The 26,969-nt window shown below is 32.0% G+C and carries 14 protein-coding genes; all 14 read left to right on the top strand.

Translation table 11 applies throughout. From position 1 onward, the window contains the following. The first annotated feature begins 160 nt into the window (after window positions 1-160). The 14 genes from Q0678_RS02565 (at window position 161) to Q0678_RS02500 (ending at window position 26,964) form a co-directional block, all read left to right on the top strand. Window positions 161-1,183 (top strand): LacI family DNA-binding transcriptional regulator, encoded by a 1,023-nt coding sequence (locus Q0678_RS02565; RefSeq protein ID WP_299053424.1) that lies wholly within the window; start codon window positions 161-163, stop codon window positions 1,181-1,183. Window positions 1,184-1,326: 143 nt separating this feature from the next. After that, window positions 1,327-2,697 (top strand): MFS transporter, encoded by a 1,371-nt coding sequence (locus Q0678_RS02560; RefSeq protein ID WP_299053422.1) that lies wholly within the window; start codon window positions 1,327-1,329, stop codon window positions 2,695-2,697. Window positions 2,698-2,705: 8 nt separating this feature from the next. Next, window positions 2,706-3,359: a beta-phosphoglucomutase gene (gene pgmB, locus Q0678_RS02555; protein WP_299053420.1), complete on the top strand. Its 654-nt coding sequence runs from the start codon at window positions 2,706-2,708 to the stop codon at window positions 3,357-3,359. 143 nt (window positions 3,360-3,502) lie between these two features. After that, a complete protein-coding gene (locus tag Q0678_RS02550; RefSeq protein WP_299053417.1) occupies window positions 3,503-5,809 on the top strand; it encodes a glycoside hydrolase family 65 protein in 2,307 nt (768 codons plus the stop codon). A gap of 168 nt (window positions 5,810-5,977) precedes the next feature. Next, window positions 5,978-8,146, top strand: a complete 2,169-nt coding sequence (locus Q0678_RS02545; RefSeq protein ID WP_299053415.1) for a GH92 family glycosyl hydrolase — start codon at window positions 5,978-5,980, stop codon at window positions 8,144-8,146. A gap of 3 nt (window positions 8,147-8,149) precedes the next feature. Then, entirely contained in the window at window positions 8,150-10,075 is a 1,926-nt protein-coding gene (locus tag Q0678_RS02540; RefSeq protein WP_299053411.1) for a glycoside hydrolase family 13 protein, read from the top strand. 61 nt (window positions 10,076-10,136) lie between these two features. Next, window positions 10,137-11,105, top strand: coding sequence for an alpha/beta hydrolase-fold protein (locus Q0678_RS02535; protein ID WP_299053409.1), 969 nt, complete (start codon window positions 10,137-10,139; stop codon window positions 11,103-11,105). A 61-nt stretch (window positions 11,106-11,166) separates the two neighbouring features. Further along, complete coding sequence (locus Q0678_RS02530) at window positions 11,167-13,593, top strand: TIM-barrel domain-containing protein (protein ID WP_299053406.1); 2,427 nt, start codon at window positions 11,167-11,169, stop codon at window positions 13,591-13,593. A 9-nt stretch (window positions 13,594-13,602) separates the two neighbouring features. After that, window positions 13,603-15,477 (top strand): alpha-amylase family glycosyl hydrolase, encoded by a 1,875-nt coding sequence (locus Q0678_RS02525; RefSeq protein WP_299053403.1) that lies wholly within the window; start codon window positions 13,603-13,605, stop codon window positions 15,475-15,477. Between the two features lie 9 nt (window positions 15,478-15,486). Continuing rightward, the gene (locus Q0678_RS02520) at window positions 15,487-17,139 is read left to right on the top strand and encodes an alpha-amylase family glycosyl hydrolase (protein WP_299053400.1); all 1,653 of its coding nucleotides are present in this window, start codon (window positions 15,487-15,489) and stop codon (window positions 17,137-17,139) included. Window positions 17,140-17,348: 209 nt separating this feature from the next. Then, window positions 17,349-20,156: a triple tyrosine motif-containing protein gene (locus Q0678_RS02515; RefSeq protein WP_299053397.1), complete on the top strand. Its 2,808-nt coding sequence runs from the start codon at window positions 17,349-17,351 to the stop codon at window positions 20,154-20,156. 209 nt (window positions 20,157-20,365) lie between these two features. Then, the gene (locus Q0678_RS02510) at window positions 20,366-23,368 is read left to right on the top strand and encodes a TonB-dependent receptor (protein WP_299053394.1); all 3,003 of its coding nucleotides are present in this window, start codon (window positions 20,366-20,368) and stop codon (window positions 23,366-23,368) included. Between the two features lie 51 nt (window positions 23,369-23,419). After that, window positions 23,420-24,865, top strand: a complete 1,446-nt coding sequence (locus Q0678_RS02505) for a RagB/SusD family nutrient uptake outer membrane protein (RefSeq protein ID WP_299053773.1) — start codon at window positions 23,420-23,422, stop codon at window positions 24,863-24,865. A 26-nt stretch (window positions 24,866-24,891) separates the two neighbouring features. Next, window positions 24,892-26,964, top strand: coding sequence for a hypothetical protein (locus Q0678_RS02500; RefSeq protein ID WP_299053391.1), 2,073 nt, complete (start codon window positions 24,892-24,894; stop codon window positions 26,962-26,964). Window positions 26,965-26,969 lie beyond the last annotated feature (5 nt).

Below are 26,969 nucleotides of genomic sequence, written 5' to 3'. Positions count from 1 at the left end.
TTGATTTTCATTAAATTTACATTCCACTTCGTAAATATAGAAGGTAAGTTTATAATTTCAATATTTAAGATATTACGAAAACGGTTTCGTGTTAATAAGTTTTTTTGTAGAATCATTAATTTGTTGATTTTACCCCCTAAAAATTGCATAATTTAAAATTATGAAACAAAAAATTACGATAAAGACAATTGCTAAAGAGTTGGGTGTTTCTAGTTCAACTGTTTCTAAGGCTTTAAAAGACAGTCACGAAATCAGTAAAGAAACCAAGCAAAAAATACAAGCATTTGCAAATCTTTATAACTATAAACCTAATCATTTAGCACTTCAGTTAAGAACACAAAAGACGAAAGTAATTGGGGTTATACTCCCTAAAATTGTACACCATTTTTTTTCTACGGTTATTATGGGTATCGAGGAAGGGGCTATAGAAAAGGGGTATCATATTATGGTTTGTTTCTCTAATGAATCTTATCAAAAAGAAGTAGAAACCTTAAAGGTTTTATCAAACGGAAGTGTAGATGGTATTATCATGTCTGTAGCTAATGAAACGCTGTTAAATAAAGATTTTAATCATTTAAAAGAGTTGGTGTCAGAAGAAATACCTTTTGTATTATTTGATCGTGTTGTTAACGAAATAGCTTGTGATAAAGTAGTTGTTGATGATGTAGGTGCAGGGTATAAAGCAACTAAACATTTACTAGAAAGTGGTAGAAGTAAAATAGGGATGATTACCACTCCTAATTATGTAAACGTTGGTGCTTTAAGAAGGCAGGGGTATGAGAAAGCTTTGATAGAATCTTATTTAAAAACATCTGATAATTTAATAGTTGAAGTAGATGAAAAGCAAGATGTAAAGCAACAAATCATCAAACTTTTTAATGAAGATATAGATTCAATCTTTGCTGTAAATGAAATTTATGCAGCAACAGCTATTAGAATTGCAAAAGAGAAAGGTTTAAATGTGCCTAAAGACCTTTCTGTTATTGGGTTTACAGATGGTTTAATTTCCGAATTTTCTTCACCTTCTATCACAACAGTTGCACAACATGGCTATATAATGGGCAAACAGTCTGTGGCGCTTTTAATTGATAGAATAGAAAATGAATCAGAAATATTTAAGCCTAAAAAAATTGTGATTTCTAGCGATTTAAAAATACGACAATCTACGAAACCGTCGTCGTAAAAATTTTAGATTACTTATTTTTACTCAATCAAAATTAACTACTTTTGAAATATCAACCGATTTATCTTTAAATTACATTCCACAAAATAGTAATAGATAAGTCATAAAAACTTATCGTAATATTCATTAATAATATTCGATAAATGAACAAACAGAAATTAAGTTTCTGGCAAATCTGGAACATGAGTTTCGGATTTCTAGGAATACAATTTGGATTTGCCCTTCAGGGTGGATTTATGTCCAGAATCTTTCAAACATTAGGAGCCGGTAAAGAAGAAATTCCTTTACTGTGGATTGCTGCGCCTCTAACAGGTTTGCTTGTACAACCAGTAATTGGGTATATGAGTGACCGAACTTGGAGTGTGAAATGGGGCAGAAGAAGGCCTTACTTTTTAGTAGGTGCAATTTTAAGTTCTATGGCCTTATTTTTTGTACCAAACTCTCCTGCTTTATGGATTGCTGTTGGTTTTCTTTGGATTTTAGATGCGTCTATTAATATTTCTATGGAACCTTTTAGGGCGCTTGTGGCAGATAAATTGCCAGAATCTCAAAGATCTTACGGGTTTGTTGTACAAACACTAATTATTGGAATTGGTACTTGGGTGGCAAGTAATTTACCTTGGATGGTTTCTCAGTTTGGCGTTTCTAATGAAGCTGCTTCTGGTGTAGTACCTATGTCTGTAAAAGTTGCTTTTGCCATTGGTGCGTTTGTTTTTTTAGCCAGTATTTTGTTTACAGTTTTTACAACAGATGAATATCCGCCAGAAGACATGGAGGAGTTTGAAAAAGAAAAAGCAAAGAAAAATAACTTCATTTCAGATATCATTAACAATATCGGAAACATGCCTTTAACAATGAAAAAGTTAGGGGTAATTCAGTTCTTTTCTTGGTTTGCATTTTTTACAATGTGGTCTATGGCAAATCCTGCGTTAACTGAGCATGTTTTTAACACACCTGCTCCTTTAGAAACAGCATTCAATATGTCTGATGCTCTACAAGTAGCATCTTTTAATGAAGCGAATACAAAGTTTCAGGAATCTTCTAATTTAGTGGGTTCTGCAATGGGAATTTATGGTTTGTCTTCTATGGCTTTTGCATTGTTGTTGGTTTTGTATACTTCAAAACGAAAAATAAACAGAAAGTTCGTCCATTTATTTTCTTTAGTATTGGGTGGTATTGGTTTTTTGTATATGAATTATGCAACTCCAGAAACTTTAAAATACTCATTCATACTAATTGGTATTGCTTGGGGTAGTATTTTATCGATGCCTTATGCCATGTTGTCTAGTTCTGTAGATCCAAAGAAAATGGGAGTAATAATGGGTATTTTTAATATGTTTATTGTAATACCACAAATTGTAGCAGCTTTAAATGGTATAAATTTTATATCAGGGTTATTAGGGGAAGAGGCAATACATGCAATGACAGTTGCAGGAATTAGTTTAGTAATTGCGGGTCTGTGTAATTTATTAATTACCAACAAAGACGCAATTAGTTATCAAGAAGAAATTTAAAAGTAAAAATGAAAAAAGGATTTATATTCGATTTAGACGGTGTTATTGTAGACACTGCAAAATATCATTATTTAGCTTGGAAAAAGTTAGCCAATCAATTAGGTTTTGAATTTACCGAAGCGCAAAATGAATTGTTTAAAGGTGTAAGTAGAAAGCGTTGTTTAGAGATTTTACTAGAAATAGGAAAAAGAGAAGCAACCCAAGAAGAATTTGATACTTGGATGATTGAAAAAAATGTAGATTATTTAACCTACATAGAAAACATGGATGCCTCTGAAATTTTACCAGATGTACCAAGAATTTTAGCATATTTAAAAGAAAAAAACATACCAATTGCTTTAGGCTCTGCAAGTAAAAATGCGCAACCAATTTTAGAAAAAGTAGGTTTGTTACATTATTTTGATGCTATTGTAGATGGTAATAATGTTACCAAAGCAAAGCCAGATCCAGAGGTGTTTTTGTTAGCAGCAAAACAGTTAGATGTAAATGCAGATAATTGTGTTGTTTTTGAAGATGCGGTTGCAGGTGTAGAAGCTGCAAATGCTGCAAACATGATTAGCATTGGTATTGGAGCTGCAGAGGTACTTTCTGAAGCAGATTGTAATTTTACAGATTTTACAGAAATTAGCAATGCTTTCATTCAAAAATTGATTGAAAAATAGGAAACATATACAAAAGGAAATAATAGAAAACAGTCAAGAAAAGATGTTTTTAGTATTTCTTTAAAAATAAAATAAATTATAGAACAAGAATTAAGTCTAGAGGCAAAATTACCTAGCATCTTAGTTCTTATATCTCAATACATATGAATCAAGAATATATACAACCAAATGACTGGTCTATCTTAGAAGAAGGTTTTGATACAGACAAGGTAAAATCTTCAGAAAGCTTGTTTAGTATCGGTAACGGTGCAATGGGACAGCGTGCCAATTTTGAAGAAACATATACAGGAAAAACATTTCAGGGAAGTTATATAGCAGGTGTTTATTATCCTGACAAAACAAGAGTAGGTTGGTGGAAAAATGGATATCCAGAGTACTTTGCGAAAGTTTTAAACGCACCCAATTGGATTGGAATTAACGTGCAAATTAACGATGAAAATTTAGATTTACATACCTGTAAAGAAGTTTCAAAATTTAAGAGAGAACTAAACATGCAAGAAGGTTGGTTGTCTAGAAGTTTTGAAGCTGTTTTGCAAAACGGAATTAAAATTAAAGTTGAAACAAAGCGTTTTTTAAGTCTAGAATTGGATGAAATTGGAGCGATTAACTATGCTGTTACTCCAATTAATGCGGATGCAAAAATTACATTTTCTCCGTATTTAGATGCAAGTATTACCAATGAAGACACCAATTGGGATGATCAATTTTGGGATGTTTTACAAGTAACACAAAACAACCAACAGAGTTTTGTAGAGGCAAGAACTATGAAAACACATTTTTATACGTGTACTTTTATGGAGTCTCGTTTGTTTGTAGATGGAAATGAAATTGTTATCAATGGTAACACTTCTAAAACAGAAAAAACAGCTACTTGTACATATAGTCAAGAAGTAACACAAAATCAAACCTACGCAATTCATAAATTTGGTGGGTATGTAGTTGATAGAAATCATAAAAAAGAAACCTTAGTTGCTGCAGCTAAAGAAAGTTTAGACAAAGCTGTAAGTTTTGGTTTTGATGCATTGTTAGAAATGCAAAAACAATCTTGGGCAAAAATCTGGGAAACATCAGACATAACCATACATGGAGATGTAAAAGCACAACAAGGTATTCGATTTAATATTTTTCAATTAAACCAAACCTATTTAGGTACAGATGCCAGTTTAAATATTGGACCGAAAGGATTTACAGGTGAAAAATATGGAGGTTCAACTTATTGGGATACAGAAGCTTATTGTATACCTTTTTACATGGCAACCAAAGATCAGTCTGTAGCAAGAACGTTGTTAGAGTACAGATACAATCACCTAGAAAAAGCCATTGAAAATGCTGAAAAGTTAGGTTTTAAAAATGGTGCTGCGTTGTACCCAATGGTAACTATGAATGGTGAAGAATGCCATAATGAATGGGAAATTACCTTCGAAGAAATTCATAGAAATGGTGCCATTGCTTTTGCCATTTACAATTACCATCGCTTTACAAACGATTATTCTTACATTCCAGAAAAAGGCTTGGAAGTATTGATCGGCATTGCACGTTTTTGGCACCAAAGAGCAACCTTTTCTTCGGATAAAAATAAATACGTAATTTTAGGAGTTACTGGGCCTAATGAATATGAAAACAACATCAACAATAATTTTTATACAAATTATATTGCCAAATGGTGTATTGCATATGCTTTAGAAAATATTGCAACGGTGCATAAAGATCATGTGTCAGATTATATCAGAATTAAAGAAAAAGTTTCTTTTACAGATGATGAATTGGCTTCTTGGAAAGAGCTTGCAGACAACATGTATTTTCCATATTCTGAAAAACACAATATTTACTTGCAGCAAGATGGCTTTTTAGACAAAGAGTTAATTACTGTAAAAGATTTAAATAAGAGCGAAAGACCCATCAATCAGAAATGGAGTTGGGATCGTATTTTACGATCTCCATATATAAAACAAGCAGATACCTTACAAGGGTTTTATATGTTTGAAGATCAATTTTCTACAGAAGAATTAGAGCGTCATTTCGATTTTTACGAACCATTTACGGTGCATGAAAGTTCTCTATCACCTTGTGTACACAGTATTCAGGCAGCAAAATTAGATAGAATGGAGCAGGCCTACGAATTCTATTTAAGAACCTCTCGTTTAGATTTAGATGACTATAATCACGAAGTAGAAGAAGGTTTGCATATTACTTCTATGGCAGGAACTTGGATGAGTATTGTAGAAGGTTTTGGTGGAATGAGAGTGTTGAATAACACCCTTTCTTTTGCGCCAAAAATTCCTAAACAATGGCAATCGTATTCTTTTAAAGTGAATTTTAGAAACCAGGTAATTACAGTTAATGTGAGCCAAAATGGTGCTAATTTTGAATTAGAAGGAACCAAAGAATTGTCTATTATTGTGAATGGAAACGCTTTGGAAGTATCTCCAAATAAATTAATTACAGTTTAAATATAAATTATGAAACTTTTCAGAAACATGCTGTCTTTTGTAATCATTCTATTTTTTTTGTTTTAAAAAAGTAGAAACAAATAAGAGTGTTTCTGAAGTTTCTAATTTTAAAAATAATGTTGTTGTCTTAAGTAAAAGGAGTATGATTTTACGTGAATGTCTATAAATATGAATACAAAGTTGATACTTTCTAAATTCATAATAAGAAAAATACTATTTGTTTTTACATTTGGTATGATGATTTCCTGCAATCAAAAATCTGAGGCTGATTTAGAATTTATAGATTACACAAAATTTGTAAATCCGTTTATAGGTACAGATGGTACCGGTCATACATTCCCTGGTCCAACAATGCCTTTCGGAATGGTACAACCTGGACCAGACAATACTGATATTGGTTGGGATTATACCAGCGGATATCAATTACAAGATTCTACTATTCTCGGGTTTTCTAATACACGTGCTAGTGGAACAGGAATAAGCGAGTTTGGAGATGTACTTTTATTTCCTTTTGTAGATAACGAAACAACACTTTCATCAAAAAAAATAAAAGAAAATGCCTCAGTTGGGTATTATAGTGTAGCGCTAGCAAACAAAGTAAAAGTAGCGCTAACTGCAACCGAAAGAGTTGCCTTGCATCAATATACATTTCCAACAAATAAGGCAAAAGTTTTTTTAAATCTTCAGCATGGGTTGCGTTTTTTAACAGACAGTTTGGTCTTAGATAGCAAAGTTACGCTGTTAAAAGATAAGAAAACAATCACTGGTTATTGCCATACAAAAAACTGGGTATCTAGAAAATATTTCTTTAAATTAGTATTTGAAGAGTCTTATACTAGCTTTAAAGAATTGCCAAAAGCCCCAAAAGAGAATGCTCCAAAATATATTTTTGATTTTAACTTGAGCCACAAAAAGTTGAATGTAAAAATTGCTTTTTCTACTGTGAGTGTTTTAGGAGCTGCCAATAACCTAGCAGCAGAAATGCCTCATTGGAATTTTGAATTGGTGAAAAAAAATGCACAAAAAACATGGAATACTTATTTGAATAAAATAGCTATTGAAGCATCAAGAAAACAAAAAACAATATTTTACACAGCGATGTATCATTTATTTATTCAGCCTTCTAATATTGCAGATGTAGATGGTAAATATCGTGGTGCTGATGATAAAATTGCAGTAGCTACAGATAAACAATATTATTCTACCTTGTCTCTATGGGATACATTTAGAGCAGCACATCCTTTGTATACAATTTTGGTTCCAGAGCGTGTAAATGGTTTTGTAAATACAATGCTTTTACACCACAAAGCCCAAGGATATTTAACTATTTGGACAGCTTGGGGTCAGGAAAATCATTGCATGATTGGAAACCATGCCATACCAGTTATTACAGATGCATTTGTAAAAGGGTTTAGCGGTTTTGATGCAGGTGAAGCTTTAAAAGCAATGGTTTCTTCTACAACTAAAAATCATTTAAACTCTAATTGGGATGTATATACTAAGTATGGTTATTATCCTTATGATTATATCGATAATGAGTCGGTTTCTAGAACTTTAGAAAGTGGTTTTGATGATTATGCTGTTTCTTTAATGTCTAAATTAATGGGCAAAGATTCTGTAACTGAATATTATTCTAAAAGAGCTTCTTATTATAAAAACTTATTTGATTCTTCAACTGGACTTATGAGAGGTAAAAATAAAAAAGGTGAATTTAGAACTCCATTTGATCCTTTAACACCAACATCTCCAATGAACAACCCTGGTGATTATACCGAAGCGAATGCTTGGCAATATTGTTGGACACCAAGTTTATACGATGTAGAAGGTTATATAGAATTGTTAGGCGGAAAAGAGAAGTTTACAGAACAGCTAGACCTATTTTTTTCTATTAAAAGTGATAAAGATAATAAACATTTGGGGCAAGAAGGTTTAATTGGGCAATATGCACATGGTAATGAACCAAGTCATCACATAGCATATTTATACGCATATTCTAACAAGCCAGAGAAAGGGAAAGATTTGTTAACACAAATTTATAATACTTTTTATAACGATACCCCCAAAGGAATTACAGGCAATGACGATTGTGGGCAAATGAGTGCTTGGTACATTTTTACTACCTTAGGTTTTTATCCTGTAAACCCTGCAAATGGCAAGTTTGTTTTAGGGAAACCACAAGTAAAAAAAGCACAGTTAAATTTAAAAAATGCTACAGTTTTAAAGATAGAAAATCATTCAGATACATTTGATAAAACAGTATTAAATGATGCATTACTCTCCAAAGAAATTAGTTACAAAAGCCTAATGCAAGGTGGAACACTTCAATTTAAAAAATAATATATGAAAACTTTACAGCTTTTTGTTTTAACACTATTATTGGTGTTATTTTCATGCAATAATTCTTCAGAAAAACCATTAAAAACGGTTGTTTCTAACACATCTTTAGAACGAGTAGAACCTTTAAATTGGTGGGTTGGTTTTAAAGATACGTCGCTTCAGTTATTAGTTAAAGAACAGGCAATTGGTTCTGCAACACCTACAATTTCGTATGCAGGTGTTACCATCCAAAAAGTACACAAAGCAAGAAGTAATAATTATCTTTTTATAGATTTACAAATAGGTAAAAACACCAAAGCAGGCGTTTTTGATATTGAATTTACGTTAGCAGACGGTACAAAAAAAACACATACCTACAAGTTAAAGTCTAGAGAAAAACAAGCAGCAGATTTTAAAGGTTTTGACAGTTCAGATGCAATTTATTTGATAACACCAGATCGATTTGCAAATGCAGATGCAAGCAATGATAAACTTCCAGATTTAAAAGATCAGTCTTTAGATAGAACAGATGGTTACAAACGTCATGGTGGCGATTTAAAAGGTATTATTAACGGAGTTGATTACATCTCAGACCTAGGTTTTACAACCGTTTGGCCAACACCTGTTTTAACAAATGATATGGCTACAGCATCATATCATGGGTATGCAATTACCGATTATTATCAAGTAGATCCAAGGTTTGGTACTTTAGAAGACTATAAAAATTTGGCAAATAAGTTGCAAGAAAAAGGAATGAAGTTAATCATGGATCAAGTAGCAAATCATTGTGGTTTAGAGCATTGGTGGATGAAAGACTTGCCTTTTGAAGATTGGGTAAATCATCAAAAAAACTATGAAGACAACAAACAAGATTGGGGCAATAAACACAACATCAACTCTAACCATAGAAGAACTACCAATCAAGACCCATACACATCAGAAATAGACAAACGTGGCAATAACGAAGGTTGGTTTGTACCTGCAATGCCAGATTTAAATCAGCGCAATCCTTTTTTAGCCTCGTACATTATTCAAAATAGTATTTGGTGGATAGAAACTTTAGGTTTGGGAGGTATAAGACAAGATACCTATCCTTATCCGGACAAACAATTTATGGCAAATTGGGCAGGAACAATTATGAATGAATATCCAAATTTTTCTATTGTTGGCGAAGAATGGAGCTACAATCCATTACTAGTTGGTTATTGGCAAAAAGGCGCTAATAATAAAGACGGGTATGCGTCTAACTTAAAATCTACTATGGATTTTCCGATGCAAAAAGCAATCATAGAAGGTTTAAATGAGGCAGAAACTTGGGGAACAGGTTTGGTGAAGTTGTACGAAGGTTTGGCAAACGATTTTCATTATACAACACCAAAAGACATTATGTTGTTTTTAGACAATCATGATGAAGGAAGAATGTTTACTGCATTAGATGAAGATGTTGCAAATGCAAAAATGGCTTTAAGTTATTTGTTGATGTTGCCTAGAATACCACAAATATATTACGGAACAGAAATTTTAATGGACGATACGGCTAATCATGGAGATCACGGTTTGATAAGAACAGATTTTCCTGGTGGCTGGCAAGGAGATTTAGTAAATGCGTTTACAGGCGAAGGTTTAAACGCAGAGCAACTAAACATGCAGACTTTTGTAAAATCAATATTAAATTACAGAAAAAATAGTAAAGCAATACAACAAGGAAAAACGATGCATTTTGCACCTTTTAAAGGAACCTATTTTTTGTTTAGAATGTTAGAAGATGAGACTGTTGTGCATATTATTAATAAAAATGATACACCAATTACTATAGATTTAAATAGATATGCAGAAGTAGGTTTGGAAGGTAAAACCTTAAAAAATATTATTTCTGGCGAAGAATTTATTTGGAATAATCAAATAGAATTAAAAGAAAGAGGAAGCATTGTTTTAACAACCAAAAAGTAGTACTTAAAATTTAGTAGCCCTAAAGGTCATTAAAACCTGTGAGGTCTGAAAATCATAAAACATGAAAAATATACTATTTCTATTTTCAATTTTACTTCTGATTTCTTGTCAAAAATCAAAACAAGAAGAAAAAAATGAAGTTCAACATCAACCAAAAATTGAAGCCAAAGTTTTAGATTCTGCAAATTTATCAAGCGGAAAATTAGTAAGAATTTCTGCTTTTCCATCTAAAAAGATAACCCCAAGACCTGTAGATGTTTGGTTGCCAGAAAACTATTCATCAGTAAAAAAATACGCAGTATTATACATGCATGATGGTCAAATGTTGTTTGACGCAACTACAACTTGGAACAAACAAGAATGGATGATAGATGAGGTTGCTTCAAAATTAATGGAAGAGAATAGAGTAAGAGATTTTATAGTTGTAGGTATTCATAACATTCCAGAAATTCGTTGGCAAGACTTGTTTCCAGAAAAAGCAATGGACTATCTAAATAAAGTAGACAAAGAGGCTGTTTATAAAGAAGCTTTAGACAATAATTTTAGCACCAATTTAAAAGGAGATGCCTATTTACAGTTTTTAGTACACGAATTAAAGCCTTATGTTGATAAGACATATTCTGTGCTAACATCTAAAGAAAATACCTTTGTTGCAGGTTCTTCTATGGGCGGTTTAATGTCTATGTATGCGGTAGCAGAATATCCAACTATTTTTGGAGGAGCAGCTTGTATTTCTACCCATTGGGTTGGTGCAGCGCCTAAAGAAGATAATAAATTGCCAGCAGCAATTTTTGATTATTTAGCAGCTAATTTACCAGATGCCCAGACACATAAAATGTATTTTGATTATGGTAATAAAACCTTGGATGCTTACTATCCTAAGTATGCACCAAAAGTAGATGCTATTTTTATGAATGGTGGCTATTCTGCCAAAAATTACAAGAACTTGTTTTTTGAGGGCACAGACCATTCAGAGAAATCTTGGCAAGCAAGAATAGATATTCCGATTACTTTTTTATTGAAAAAATAGTATAAATTATATAAGATTTCAAAGGTTTTTTAAAACCTGTGAGGTTTTCAAAATATAAAACATGAAAAACTATAAAATTCTTTTTTTATTCCTTTTTATTTCGATTTTTTCGTTTGCTCAAAATTCAAATCGAATATTTAAAAGTGCCACTTTTTTAAAAGAGAATCAGTTTCAGGTAAATGTTTCTGATGGTACTTATTTTATAAACTTTTACAATTCTAAAATTATTGAGACTGCTTTTGTACCTACCAATCAGTTTTATAATAAGACTTCACATGCTGTTGTTTTAAAGCCTATAGCAACTCATATTTTAATAAATGATACAGAAAATCAGGTAACATATAGTTCTGATGGTATTTCTGTTACCATTCAAAAATCGCCATTTCAACTAACATATTATTACAAAAACAAGCTTATAACCTCAGAAAAACAAGGTTATTTCAAATCTAAACACGAGCCAATGGATTTGGTAAAAGGCAATATTGTTTATAAAGAAACAGAGAAAATAGAATTCAACTTAACCAAAGACGAGGTATTATTTGGTGGAGGCGCAAGAGCATTAGGGATGAACAGAAGAGGCCATCGTTTGCCGCTTTACAATAGAGCGCATTATGGGTATGAAAGCTATTCAGAGTTAATGAATTTTACGATTCCGTTAGTAATTTCATCAAAAAAATACATGTTGCATTTTGACAATGCACCTGTTGGTTATTTAGATTTAGATAGCAAAAAAGACAATTCTTTAACGTATGAAACAATCTCTGGACGTAAAACCTATCAAGTCATTGTAGGAGATTCTTGGGAAGATTTGGTTGACGTATATACAGATTTAACGGGAAAACAGCCTTTGCCTGCTAGGTGGACTTTAGGAAACTTTTCGAGTAGATTTGGGTATCGTTCGCAAGAAGAAACAGAAAAAACCATTCAGAAATTTAAAGAAGAAGAAATTCCTGTAGATGCTGTTATTTTAGATTTGTATTGGTTTGGAAAAGAAGTACAAGGTACAATGGGAAATTTAGAAGTAGACAAAGATTCTTTTCCTGATCTAAAGCAAATGGTTTCAAATTTAAAAAAGAAAGGAGTAAAAACTGTTTTAATTACAGAGCCTTTTGTTTTATCTACTTCAAAAAAATGGGCAGAAGCAGAAAAAAAACAAGTTTTGGCAATAGATACCTTACAAAATGCTGCCAAATACGATTTCTATTTTGGCAACACAAGCATTGTAGATATCTATAAAAAATTGGGTAGAGATTGGTTTTGGAATGTTTATAAAGACATTTTGAATGATGGTGTAAAAGGATTGTGGGGCGATTTGGGTGAGCCAGAAGTGTTGCCATCTTGGGTTACTTTTAACCAAACACAAAAAGCAGATGAAATACACAATATATATGGCCATGATTGGTCAAAATTAATTTTTGAAGGATATCAGAAAGAATATCCAACAGAAAGACCTTTTATTTTAATGCGTGCAGGAAGTTCTGGTTCGCAACGCTTCGGTATGATTCCTTGGTCTGGTGATGTTAGTAGAAGTTGGGGCGGATTGCAAAGTCAGCCAGAAATTGCATTGCAAATGGGGATGCAAGGTTTGGGGTATATGCATTCTGATTTGGGCGGATTTGCAGGAGCAAATCTAGATGATAATTTGTATGTAAGATGGTTGCAATATGGTGTTTTTCAGCCAATTTACAGACCGCATGCGCAAGAAGATGTACCAAGCGAACCTGTTTTTAGAAGTGACGAAGCAAAAAAGTTAGCAAAAATAGCCATAGAATTACGATATAAAATGTTGCCTTATAATTACAATTTAGCCTTCGAAAACAATCAAAAAGGAACTCCGTTAATGCGTCCTATTTTCTTTGAAGAAGATGCTAAAAATTTAATGACAAATTCTACTTCTTATCTTTGGGGGAAAGATTTTTTAATTACACCTATTTTAAAAGATTCAGTTCAAACTACAGCAATTTATTTTCCTAAAACGGCAAATTGGTTTGATTTTTATACTGATGAAAAAATTAAAGGAGGACAAACAAAAAAAGTAACGCTTACAAAGCAAGCGATACCAACTTATGTAAGAGGAGGTGTTGTTATTCCGATGACCAAATTGGTGCAAACCACAGAGAATTATAACGGTGCTGTATTAGAATTGCATTATTGGTATGATGCTACTGTAAAAAAATCAGAAAGAATTCTTTATAATGATGATGGTTTAACAGCAAATGCTTTTGAAAACGGTGCATATGAAATGTTAGAGTTTGAAGCTGAAATTGAAAAAAAATATTTAGAAATTGATATAGAGGCAGAATTTGGAGAACACTGGAATTTGCAAGAAAAAGAAATTGAGTTGGTTGTACATCATATAAATTGGACTCCAAAAAAGGTTAAAGTAAATGGAAAAAGAAGACAAGTTTTATCAGAACAAAATCAGTTAAGGATTCCTGTAAAATGGCATCCGAAGAAAGAATTAAAAATTAAAATATCCTTAAAATAGATTTTTAGAATGAAAAAAATATACAGTGCTTTAGCAGTTGTGGTTTTAATAAGTATGGCAAGTTGTGAAACCAATAAAAAAGAAGAAAAGAAAGTGATGCAAGAAAAAGATAAAAATAAAGTAGTTGTTTATCAGGCTTTTACACGTTTGTTTGGCAATACCAATACAACCAATAAACCTTGGGGTACTATTGAAGAAAATGGTGTTGGAAAATTTAATGACTTTACAGACAAAGCCCTATTAGAAATTAAAGATTTAGGCATTACGCATATTTGGTACACAGGTGTGCCACACCATAATGTAATAAGAGATTATACTGCATACGGTATTTCTAACGACGATCCTGATGTCGTAAAAGGAAGAGCAGGTTCTCCTTATGCAGTAAAAGATTATTACAATGTAAATCCTGATTTGGCAGAAAATGTAAGCAATCGTTTGAAAGAATTTGAAGCATTGATTGCGCGTTCTCACAAAGCTAAATTAAAAGTTATTATTGATATTGTCCCAAACCATGTTGCTAGAAATTATCAGAGTTTAACAAATCCGGAAGGTACTAAAGATTTTGGTGCAACAGATGATACTTCTGTAGCTTATGCAATAGATAATAATTTTTATTATGTGCCAAATACTTCTTTTGAGGTGCCCGATTTTTTAAATGGATATCTGCCTTTAGGAGGAGAAAAACAGCCATTATCTGATAAGAAATTTGATGAAAACCCAGCAAAATGGACTGGAAATGGTTCTAGAGCTTCGAAACCAAATTTTTATGATTGGTATGAAACTGTAAAAGTAAATTACGGAATTTCACCTGAAGGAAAAAAAGACTTTGACGAATTGCCTGTTGGTTTTGAAAATGAAGATTATAAAAAGCATTTTGAATTTTGGCAAGGAAAAAGAGTACCAGATTCTTGGATAAAATTTAGAGATATTGCACTGTATTGGTTAGAGAAAGGCGTGGATGGTTTCCGTTTTGATATGGCCGAAATGGTTCCTGTAGAGTTTTGGAGTTTTATGAACTCTGCAATTAAAATGAAAAATTCAGAGGCATTTTTATTGGCAGAAGTTTACAATCCATCTTTGTACAGAGATTATATTAGAAAAGGAAAAATGGATTATTTGTATGATAAAGTGCAGTTATACGACACCATAAAACACATAATGCAAGGGCATGGTTTAACCGATAATATACCACCAATACAAGAAGATTTAAAAGATATAGAACACAACATGTTGCATTTTTTAGAAAACCATGATGAGCAGAGAATTGCAAGTAAAGAGTTTGCAGGAAATGCTTTAAAAGGGAAGCCAGCCATGGTAGTTTCTGCAACCATTTCTTCTGCACCAACCATGCTTTATTTTGGCCAAGAGTTTGGTGAAGATGGTTCTGAAAATGCTGGTTTTGGAACTCCTTCTAGAACTTCAATATTTGATTATGTGGGAGTGCCAAGTTTGCAAAGATGGGTTAATAACAAACAGTTTGATGGTGGTCAATCTACAATAGAAGAAACAGATTTAAGAGAATTTTACAAGCGTTTGCTTAATTTTACGATCAACTCAGAGGCATTAATGGGCGATTATGAAGACATTCATCAGTATAATAGAAATGCTACCCAAAATTATACCTCTAAAGTACTTTCTTTTGTTAGATATTCTGATGCTGAAAAATTAGTTGTTTTAGCTAATTTTGACGCTGAAAATCCCCAGAAATTTGCCTTAAAAATTCCTTCAGAAATTTTAGCAAAATGGAATTTAAAAGATGGTAAATATCAATTAAAAGATATGCTCTATAATTCAAAAATGTTTACTTTAGAGGTAGAAAATTCTGAAGGAACTATTTTGATAGAAATAGATGCTTTAGAGTCGTTCATTTTAAAACTTCAATAAAATAATTTTATGAAAAAAATATTTTTCTTCCTTTTTTTAGTGTCAATGTTTAGTTGTCAACAAAAATCACCAGATAAAAATAATGTGCAAGAAATTGCAAAAAAAGAATTTGTTTGGGAAGGCGCTAACATCTATTTTCTGTTAACCGATCGTTTTAATAACGGAGATCCGTCTAATGATGTAAACTTTAATAGAACAAGAGAAACGGGAACTTTAAGAGGTTTTAAAGGAGGAGATATTAAGGGAATCATTCAAAAAATAAAAGAAGGTTACTTTACAGATTTGGGGATTAATGCTATTTGGATGACCCCAATTGTAGAGCAAATTCATGGAGCTACAGATGAAGGAACAGGCGTTTCTTACGGTTATCATGGATATTGGACAAAAGATTGGACAGCTATTGATCCAAATTTTGGTACCAAAGAAGATGTAAAGGAATTGGTAGAATTGGCTCATAAAAAAGGAATTCGAATTTTATTAGATGCCGTTATAAATCATACAGGTCCGGTTACAGAACAAGATACTGTTTGGCCAGAAGAGTGGGTAAGAACCGAGCCGCATTGCTCATACGATTCTTATGAAAATACTACTGCTTGTACCTTGGTTAAAAACTTGCCAGATATTAAAACAGAAAGCAATACAGCAGTTGATTTGCCACCTCAATTGGTTGCTAAATGGAAAGCAGAAGGGCGTTTAGAGCAAGAAATGAGTGAGTTAGATGCTTTTTTTGAAAGAACTAACTACCCAAGAGCACCCCGTTTTTACATTATAAAATGGCTAACAGATTACATTACAGAATTTGGTATTGATGGTTACAGAGTAGATACCGTAAAACATACTGAAGAATTTGTATGGCAAGAATTTAAACAAGAGTGTGATGTTGCTTTTGACAATTACAAGAAAAACAATCCAGAAAAAGTGTTAGATAATAATAATTTTTATTTGGTTGGCGAGGTATATAATTATGCGATTTCTCACGGAAAAGCATACGATTTTGGTGATAAAAAGGTAAATTATTTTGACAAAGCATTCAATAGTTTAATCAATTTTGAGCTTAAATGGAATGTAAAGCAATTATCAGCAAATGAGGTGTTTGTTAAGTATGATTCTATCTTAAACACAGAGTTAAAAGGGTATGGTGTCTTAAATTATATGACTTCACATGATGATGGGCAACCTTTTGATAAAGAAAGAATACAACCTTATAAAACAGCAGAAATGTTGTTGTTAACACCAGGAACTTCGCAAGTATATTATGGTGATGAAACTGCAAGAGATTTAACGATAGAAGGAACTGTTGGAGATGCTACTTTAAGGTCTTTTATGAATTGGAATGAAATAAGAAATAATGAAACTGCACAAAAGATACTTACTCATTGGCAAAAAATAGGACAGTTTAGAGCAAACCATATGGCTATTGGAGCCGGTAGACATCAACTTATTTCAGATGCCAATGGTTTGGTTTTTTCTAGAGTTAGAAATAATGACAAAGTAATTGTCGGTTTAAACTTGCCCAAAGAACCCATAGAAATAAAGGTGTCATCAATATTTAAAAATGGTGCGTTGTTAAGAGATTTTTACTCAAATAAAACGTTAAAAGTTATTGATGGAAAGGTAAAATTACACTCAGCTTTTAATATTGTTTTATTAGAAAAAATATAAATTTTTATTTTTTTTTGATGCTTAAAACTTATTTTGTTTAAATAAAAACCGTAATTATGTTACGGTTTTTTTTATTAAACTTGTTTAAACCAAAGTTTACGTGTAAATTTATATGCTTTAAAAACTATACACAGGTATATTTGTAAATATGTAAATTATTGAAATAAAATATTTTACACATAAATTTAGCACAACAAAAAAAGATATAGATGATACATTTTTTAAGAGTAAAATATTTTAAGTTTCTTTTTTTATTCTTCATATCACTATGTTACTCACAAGAAATTCCGCCAATACAAATATTTACATCAGAAGACTATAAAGCAGAAAACCAAAACTGGGCAATTTCACAAGATGCAAAAGGATTTATTTACGTTGCAAATAGTAAAGGACTTTTAGAGTTTAACGGAGCTTCTTGGAATTTATATGAAACACCTAATGAAACCATAATGCGTTCTGTAAAAGCAATTGATAAAAAAGTTTTTACAGGTTTTTATATGGATTTTGGATTCTGGGAAAAAGATGAATTTGGAACTTTAATATTTACCTCTTTGGTAGAAAAGTTGCAAATACAAATGTTAGAAGATGAGCAAGTTTGGCATATCGTAGAGTTAGATGGTTGGATACTATTTAAGTCTTTACAAAGAATCTATCTTTACAATATAAGCACTTCAGAAATTAATATTATTGAGTCTGAGAACAGAATCCAAAAAATATCTAAAGTAGAAGATGTTATTTATTATCAAGAGCTTAATAAAGGTGTTTTTAAAATTGAAAACGGACACCCAAAATTAGTTTCTAACTCACGTTTTGTAAAAGAGAAATTAATTGTTAATTTTTTTGAAAAAGACAATCGCTTGTTCTTTTTAACTGAAGAAGATGGTTTTTATTCAATAGTAAAAGGAATCATACAAAAATGGAACTTACCCGATGCAACTATTCTAGAGCATAAAAAAGTATATAGTGTTTCCAAATTAACAGACAATGGTTTTGCCATAGGAACGGTCTCTAACGGCTTAATTTACTTAGATAAAAATGGTAATTTAAAGTACACAATAAGTCAGTTTTCTGGATTAAGCAACAATACCATATTATCGGTTTTTGAAGACAGAGATAAAAATATTTGGTTGGGTTTAGATAACGGTATCAACTACATAAACAATACATCGGCATTTAAAACATATAATAAGAAAATGGATTTTTTAGGTACCATTTACACTTCTGTAGTTTTTAATGATAAATTGTATTTGGGAACTAATCAAGGATTGTTTTATAAGAATTTAGATTCTAATCAACCTTTTCAATTTATAGAGAAAACAGAAGGGCAAGTTTGGAATCTTACCGTAATTGATGCTACATTATTCTGTGGACATGATTCGGGTACTTTTACTATAAAACAGAACAAGGCTAAAAATATATTTGGCAAATCTGGGACATGGAATTTTACTCAGATTGATAAAAATACTCTCTTACTAGGATGTTATGATGGTTTATTTGTTCTTAAAAAAGAAAATAACAATTGGTTTTATGCCCATAAAATAGCAGGTTTTGATACTTCAAGTAAATATGTTGTTCAATTAAATGCTTCAGAATATTTTATAAACCATGAATACAAAGGCGTTTTTAAGTTAAAGATAGACAAGGATCTTAAAAAAGTAGAAAATGTACAAATTGAACCCTCTTTAGAAAAAGGAATACATTCTAGCATTATTAAACACAATAATAAAATATTGTATGCTAAAAAGAATGGAGTGTATGTATATGACAACACTCAGCAAACTTTTTTAAAAGATAGCATACATAGTAATCTTTTTACAGATGATTCTTTTATTTCTGCTAAATTGATAAATGATACTGCAAAAAATAGAATTTGGTTATTTGCAAAGAATTCAATAAAATATGTGTCTCCAGGAACTTTGAGTGATAGAGCAAAAATACGTACTATTTCATTGGCAAATAAAATACCTAAAGCAGCTTCTGGTTATGAAAATATTATACATCTAAATAATGAAGAGTATTTAATAGGTACTTCAAACGGCTACCTTAAAGTTGATTTAGATGCTTTACAAAAGCAGAAAAATTTTGATGTATACATTAATAATGTAAAAAGTTTTGTAACAGATTCACCTAAAAAAAATATTAATATTTTATCAAAAAATAGTTTTAGTGCCAAAGAGAACAACTTTATATTTTCTTTTAGTGTGCCAATATTTAATACTGTAAATACTACAAAGTACCAATATCAATTGGTGGGACTAAATAAAAACTGGAGTTTGCCCCAAGAAGCAAATTCAATTTTATTTGAAAATATACCTTACGGAGAATATGTTTTTAAAGTAAGAGCAATTATAGGAGATGTAGTAAGTAGTAATGTTTCAGAGTATCATTTTTCTATACAAAAACCCTGGTATATTTCTATATATATGACTGTGCTCTATGTTTTAATTGCGCTACTTTCCTTTTATTTAGTGCACGTTTTTTCTAAAATATACTATGCAAAACAACGGAAAGAATTATTAGAAAAGGCACAAAAAGAAGCTGCTTTAAAAGATTTAGAAAGTTCTCAGCAGATTATTAAGTTGAATAATGACAAACTAAGAGCAGATATTGAGAGTAAAAATAGAGAGTTGGCAAACTCTACAATGAGTATTATTAAAAAGAACGAATTTTTAAATGATATTAAAAATGAATTGTTAGAAGGTAGTGGTAAAAACATTACCAAAGTTGTAAAAATAATTGATACCAATTTAAACAATACAGACGATTGGAAGCTCTTCGAAGAGGCTTTTAACAATGCAGATAAAAAGTTTTTAGACAAAATTAAAGCAAAACACCCAGAATTAACACCCAACGATTTAAGGTTGTGCGCTTATTTAAGATTAAATTTAACTTCTAAAGAAATAGCACCGCTTTTAAATATTTCTCCTAGAAGTGTAGAAGTGAAGAGATATCGTCTCAGAAAAAAAATGGATTTAGACCACAATGCCAACTTAACAAATTATATTTTAGAAATATAAGACTACATCAAGGTTATTTATTACCCATACATTACCACAACATTAGGTTTTTTTGTTTCTTTTTTCACATAAAATAAACTGAACATATATTACATAAACATTGTAAATTTTTCCTAAATATTGCTATGTATGTTTTTTGTTGTGGTGGTATTTGTTAATTTAATAACAATAAGGTGTTAAATTTATCAAAAAATTAAAATTCTTAATTCATGAGAAAACAAATCACATTTTTAATTCTTTTATTTATAGGTTTTGCTGTAACTGCACAAACTTTAAATGTAAAGGGTGTTGTAAAAGATGCTGCTAATGGAGATGTACTTCCAGGAGTGAGTGTAATTGTTAAAGGAACTAAATTGGGAGCAGAAAGCGATTTTGACGGAATGTATTCGCTTCAAAATATTACTTCTGGGTCAGTATTAGTTTTTAGGTATTTAGGTTACAAACAAAAAGAAGTAACTGTAAACAGTGCCACAATAAATGTATCATTAGAAATACAAGCAGAAGCTTTAGATGAGATTATTGTAGTAGGTTATGGTAAGCAAAAAAGAAAAGACGTTACGGGTTCTGTTTCTATCGTAGGAGAAGAAACCTTTGAGGTCTTAAAACCAATCGATGCAACAACCGCTTTACAAGGTACTACCTCTGGTGTGGCTGTTAATTTATCTTCTGGTGCTCCTGGTGCTAAAGTTAACATTTTAATTCGTGGTGTAAGTTCTAACACAAATAACCAGCCCTTAACAATTGTAGATGGTTATGAGGGAGATTTGAATAGTATCAACCCAAATGATATAGAATCTATAACGGTTTTAAAAGATGCACAAGCGGCAATTTATGGTATTAAAGGTGCAAATGGTGTAGTTTTAGTTACCACTAAAATTGGTAAAAAGAATAAAGCACCTTCAGTTAAATATCAAACTTTTGCTTCTTTACAGCAAACAACTCGTAAATTAAACTACTTAAATGCAACAGAATATGCATTAGTTTTAAATGAGGCATATGCTGTTAGTGGGCAATCATTACCATACAATGATGTATCTCAGTTAGGTGTTGGTTCAGATTTTCAGGACGAATTATTTAATGATGCACTATTAATGAACCATAACATTAGTGTTGCAGGTGGTGGCGAAAATTTTAGGTATTTTATGTCTGCATCTAGAACTGAGCAAGAGGGTATCATTGCCAAACAAAACTCTAACTTTATAAGAAATAATATTAAGTTGAATTTAGGAGTTGATTTATCAGACAAGTTAAACTTCTCTGTAATTGCAAATTATTATACTTCTGCCTCTAATGGTTTTGATAACTCAGTATTATTTAATGGATTAAATTTTGCACCAACTTTTGGTTTGGATGAAGATGATACTGCTAACTTTTTAGGGATAGAAATTGTTAATCCATTAAGTCAATTAAACAATACATTTAATGAATATAATGGAAACGGTTTAGAAGGAAACTTTAAGTTAGAGTATAAACCTATAGAAGGTTTGTCTATAACGTCTAGATTAGGTTATAAGATATACAATGATAAAGGACGTACTTTTACACCTATACAATCTTATGGTTCTAGCAAGGTGTTTAACCAGTTGCAAAGTTCTGTTTATCAATACAAACAAACCTCTACAAGAGTTGTTTGGGAAAACTTTGCGAACTATGAAAAAACCTTTGCAGAAAACCACAATACTACCTTTACTTTAGGTACAAGTGTGCAAAACGATTTATTTGATGGTATTTATGCTACAGGTATAAATGTACCTAACAATTCGTATGATTTTGCAGATTTAAGTTTAACAGATCCTCAAAACGAACAAAGAAGTTTAAATGCTGGTTTTAATGATTTAAGATTGATTTCTTACTTTTCAAGATTACAATACGATTATAAAGGGAAATATTTGTTTTCTGGATTAGTTAGAAGAGATGCGGCTTCTGTTTTTGATAAAAACTTAAGAGTAGATCATTTTTGGTCTGCAACCACAGGTTGGAAGTTGTCTGATGAAGATTTTTTAAAGGATAATGAAACTATTAGTTTCTTAAAATTAAGAGCAAGTTATGGTACTTTAGGAAACTTAGTAGGCAATAATTTAAACAGGTCATTTTTAAGTGGTGAAGGAACGTATGTTTTAGATGGTTCTTTGGTAGACGGTACAGCACAGGGTAGAATTCCAAATCCGTTAGCGCAATGGGAAACTGCAGTAAAGTTAGACATTGGTTTAGATGTTAACTTTTTCAATGATAAGCTTTCTATTGTTGCAGATTATTTTGAAGAAAGTAGAGAAAATCTGTTAATAGAAAATTTTCCGGTTTCTGGTATTTTAGGAACAGGCGCTCCTGGAGGTGGAAATCCAACAGTAAATGCTGGTACTTCTAAAAATACGGGTGCAGAATTAGCTATTAATTACAACGCAATAAATACAGAAGATGCTTCTTTAAATCTTTCTTACAATGTAACTTATGTTAAAAATGAGGTAACAGATGTTAATGGAGGTGCTTTTATAGAGGGTGGTTCTTTTGCTATTGGTAATTTGCCTCCATCAAGAATGGAAGTAGGGCAGTCTATAGGTTATTTTTATGGTTTGCAAACAGATGGTATTTTTCAAAATCAAGCAGAAATAGATGCACATCCTTCTCAAAATGATTTAGGAGCAAATGTTACTTCACCAGGAGACATTAGATATAAAGATGTAAATGAGGATGGCGTAATAGATATAAATGACAGAACGAACATAGGAAAACCACAAGCAGATTTCTTCATGGGCTTTAACCTTTCTGGAAGGTATAAAAACTGGGATTTTAGTGCATACTTATATTCAGAATTAGGCAAAGAAATGGTACGTAATTACGAACGTTTTTTACCAAATGTTAATAAACCAGCCTATTATTTAGACAGATGGACTGGCGAAGGAACAAGTAACTCCGTACCAAGATTAACTAATGATGCAACAAATAATAAGTTGTTTTCAGACTTTTTTGTAGAAGATGCTTCTTTTTTAAGATTGCAAAACATTCAAATTGGGTATAACTTTTCTCCGAATACATTAGAAAAAGTGGGTGTTGCTAAGTTAAGATTGTACACAAGCATCAATAACTTATTTACTCTTACAGATTACTCTGGTTTCGATCCAACAATTAACGGTGGCGCTATTGGTGCAGGTATAGATTACGGATCATATCCTTCTGCAAGACAATTTATTATAGGTTTAAATGTTGAATTTTAAAAAGAACGAAAGATGAAAAAAATACAAAATAATTTATCAATTTTAATACTGATGATTACAAGTTTGTTCTTAACAACAGCTTGTTCAGACGAGTATTTAGACAATACAAAGGTGTATGCAGAAGATTCTGAATCATTCTTTAATTCAGAAGCAGATTATTACAACGCCTTAGTTGCTGCCTATGATCCTTTACAATCTACCTTTATAAATGTATTAATGGGCGAAATAGCTTCTAACAATACACTTGCAGGTGGAGAAAGTGCAACAGATGTACCTGGTTATCAGCAAATAGATGACATGACACATACACCTGTAAATTCTCAATTACAAAATCTTTGGAGTTGGATGTATGGTGGTGTTAACAGAGCTGCGTATATCATAGAAAATCAAGACAAAACAGATTTTGAAGGAAAAAATGTAATTATTGGAGAAGCACGTTTTTTAAGAGCGTATTATAATTTCGAATTGGTAAAATGGTTTGGTGCAATTCCAATTAAACCAGAAGGTCGTTTTTCTGTAGGTGATGAAAAGACCATACCAAGAGCTCCAATAAATGAGGTGTATAATTTAATAGAAGAAGATTTAAAATATGCAGTAGATAATTTAGAATACACCACTCCACAAGTAGGTAGAGCAACAAAAGCTGCTGCAGAGGCTTTGTTAGGTAAAGTATATGTTTACCAAGAAAAGTTTACAGAGGCTTCAGATATATTTGACAGCGTAATTACTAACGGTGGGTTTATGTTAGAAACAGATTACAATAAAATTTTCGAGTTTCAAGGAGAAAATGGAGTAGGATCTGTTTTTGAAGTTCAATATACAGACATACAAGGAGCCGGTTTTGGTTGTTTACAGTGTAGTGAAGGTAATGTTGCAGTTGGTTTTCAGGGAGTAAGAGGTTATTCTGGAGATTTGTTTACTTCTGGTTTTAGTTTTAATGTTCCTACCCAAGAAATGGTAGATCAATTTGAAGCAGGAGACAATCGTAAAGAAGTAGCAATTTTAGACATAGATGCTTGGGCAACAACAACAGGCGCAACTTTTACAACAGGTTATGAGCATACAGGTTTTTTCAACAGAAAGTACATCCCTAGAAAAAGAAGTGCAGATGCTGCAGGAGATTTAAATTTAACCAATCCAAACAACTACAGAGCCATACGATTTGCAGATGTTTTATTATTGGCAGCAGAAGCAAATAACAGAAAAGCAATACCTAATGATACAAAGGCTAGATTGTTTTTAAATAGAGTTAGAGAAAGAGCTTTTGGCAACACTACAAATAATATTACGTTGAGTGGCTCAGATTTAACAGACGCAATTTATCACGAAAGAAGAGTGGAGTTAGTTGGAGAAGGACATCATTTTTTCGATTTGGTTAGAACCGGTAGAGGATCAGAAATACCTGGTTTTACACCTAATAAAAACGAGGTTTTTCCAATTCCAATTGAAGAAATTCAATTCTCACAAGGTAATTGGTCTCAAAATGAAGGTTACTAAAATTTAACATATTAATATTAGAAAATATGAAACAATTAAAAACAATATTTAAAGCACTAATTATTTTAGTTTTTATTAGTGCTTGTACCGAAAACGAAAATTTAGATTTTCTAGAAAACATTCCTTTACCTTCTAATGTTACTGCAACTTACAACATAACGCAAGATAATACGGGTGTTGTAACTATAATGCCAACAGCAGAAGGCGCAATTTATTTTAATATTTTTTATGGTGATGCAACTACAACACCAGAAAAGTTAGAACAAGGTAAAAGTACAACACATACCTATGCAGAAGGCACTTATGATGTTAAGGTGGTTGCATACAACTCTATAGGTAAAACAGCAGAGGTTATAGTACCACTGGTGGTTTCTTTTCAAGCACCACAAAATTTAGTGGTTACTGTAGAGAACGATGCAGCAATTTCTAAACAAGTAAATGTAACTGCAGAGGCAAGTTTTGCAACAACATACGAGTTTTATTCTGGTGAATCTGGTGTAACACAACCTGTTTTAACTGCAAACATTGGCGAAACAATTAATTATCAATACACAGATGCAGGTACGTATGATATTAAGGTAATTGCTAAAGGTGGTGCTATTGCTACCACAGAGTATACAGCAAGTTTCGAGGTTACTGCTATTTTAGCTCCTTTGGCTTCTGCAACAACACCTCCTTCAAGAAACGATATTGATGTGATTTCTGTTTTTAGTGATGCTTACACAGCTATTACAGGTGTAGATTATTATCCAAATTGGGGTCAACAAACACAATATGCTTTGTTTGATTTAAATGGTGATAAAATGTTACAGTATAGTAATTTAAATTATCAAGGAATAGATTTTTCTGGAAATCTACAAGATGCGTCTTCTATGGAAACACTTCATATAGATGTATGGACAGCAGATGCAACTTCAATAGATATTTTTCCTATTAGTGCAAGTTCAGCAGAGTTTTTTGTAACCAAAGATTTGGTAGCAGACCAATGGAATAGTTTTGATATTCCTCTAACAGATTTTACCGATCAAGGTTTGTCTATTAGTGATATTATGCAATTCAAGCTTGTAGGTGGTGGAACTGTTTTTATAGATAATTTATACTTCTATAAGGCTCCTTCTGCAGCTTCTGTATTAACAGGAACTTGGAGAGTAGCTACTGAAGCTGGGTCATTAAAAGTAGGTCCTTCTAAAGGAAGCGGAGAATGGTGGTCTATAGATGACGCTGGTGTTGCTCTTAGAGCTTGTTATTATGATGATACTTATGTTTTTGGTGCAGATTTTAGTTTTAAAAACGAATTAGGAACAGCAACCTGGACAGAAGGTTGGCAAGGTGGCTCAGATAGTTGTGGGGCTCCTGTAGCTCCTCATAATGGAGGACAAGCAACCTTTATTCATGATGCAGCAACAAATAAAGTTACAATTTCTGGTGAAGGTTCTTATTTAGGTTTACCAAAAGCTTTAAATACTGGCGAATTACCAAACGTGCCAATTACCTCTTCTATTACTTATGATATTACTTTATCTAACAATAACACAGAGATGGAAGTTAGTGTTGAAGCTGGTTCTGGTGTTTTTTGGACTTATAAAATGGTTAAAGATGGAAGCGTCGCTTCTAGCCCAATAGACGGTACTTGGAAAGTTGCTGAAGAAGCAGGTTCTTTAAAAGTAGGTCCTGCTGCCGGTAGTGGAGAGTGGTGGTCTATAGATGCAGCAGGTGTTACACAAAGAGCTTGTTATTTTGATGATGAGTATGTGTTTTCTGGTGGTAATTTTGAAAATAAATTAGGAACAGATACTTGGGTAGAAGCTTGGCAAGGTGGTTCAGATGCTTGTGGTGCTCCAGTTACACCTCACGATGGATCTACTTCTGCAACTTACGAATATGATGCTACAGCCAATACCATAAAATTAAATGGTAAAGGTGCTTATATAGGTTTGGCAAAAGTGAACAATGCCAATGAGTTGTCAAATCCAAATGATGCTCCAGATTCAATTACATACACCGTAGTGTCACTTTCTAATAATAATACAGAAATGGAACTGCTAATAGAGGTTGGCAACGGAACTGCTTTTTGGACTTATAAATTAGTAAAACAATAAAAAAT

It is taken from the genome of uncultured Polaribacter sp., from assembly GCF_947497125.1.
Taxonomy (GTDB): domain Bacteria; phylum Bacteroidota; class Bacteroidia; order Flavobacteriales; family Flavobacteriaceae; genus Polaribacter.
The sequence above is the reverse complement of the archived record's forward strand: the minus strand, read 5'-3'. Positions and strand labels throughout refer to the sequence as shown.

Coding starts and splice junctions, on each gene's coding strand:
- Q0678_RS02565 (WP_299053424.1), top strand. CDS start 161: ATGAAACAAAAAATTACGATAAAGACAATTGCTAAAGAGTTGGGTGTT.
- Q0678_RS02560 (WP_299053422.1), top strand. CDS start 1,327: ATGAACAAACAGAAATTAAGTTTCTGGCAAATCTGGAACATGAGTTTC.
- pgmB (WP_299053420.1), top strand. CDS start 2,706: ATGAAAAAAGGATTTATATTCGATTTAGACGGTGTTATTGTAGACACT.
- Q0678_RS02550 (WP_299053417.1), top strand. CDS start 3,503: ATGAATCAAGAATATATACAACCAAATGACTGGTCTATCTTAGAAGAA.
- Q0678_RS02545 (WP_299053415.1), top strand. CDS start 5,978: ATGAATACAAAGTTGATACTTTCTAAATTCATAATAAGAAAAATACTA.
- Q0678_RS02540 (WP_299053411.1), top strand. CDS start 8,150: ATGAAAACTTTACAGCTTTTTGTTTTAACACTATTATTGGTGTTATTT.
- Q0678_RS02535 (WP_299053409.1), top strand. CDS start 10,137: ATGAAAAATATACTATTTCTATTTTCAATTTTACTTCTGATTTCTTGT.
- Q0678_RS02530 (WP_299053406.1), top strand. CDS start 11,167: ATGAAAAACTATAAAATTCTTTTTTTATTCCTTTTTATTTCGATTTTT.
- Q0678_RS02525 (WP_299053403.1), top strand. CDS start 13,603: ATGAAAAAAATATACAGTGCTTTAGCAGTTGTGGTTTTAATAAGTATG.
- Q0678_RS02520 (WP_299053400.1), top strand. CDS start 15,487: ATGAAAAAAATATTTTTCTTCCTTTTTTTAGTGTCAATGTTTAGTTGT.
- Q0678_RS02515 (WP_299053397.1), top strand. CDS start 17,349: ATGATACATTTTTTAAGAGTAAAATATTTTAAGTTTCTTTTTTTATTC.
- Q0678_RS02510 (WP_299053394.1), top strand. CDS start 20,366: ATGAGAAAACAAATCACATTTTTAATTCTTTTATTTATAGGTTTTGCT.
- Q0678_RS02505 (WP_299053773.1), top strand. CDS start 23,420: ATGATTACAAGTTTGTTCTTAACAACAGCTTGTTCAGACGAGTATTTA.
- Q0678_RS02500 (WP_299053391.1), top strand. CDS start 24,892: ATGAAACAATTAAAAACAATATTTAAAGCACTAATTATTTTAGTTTTT.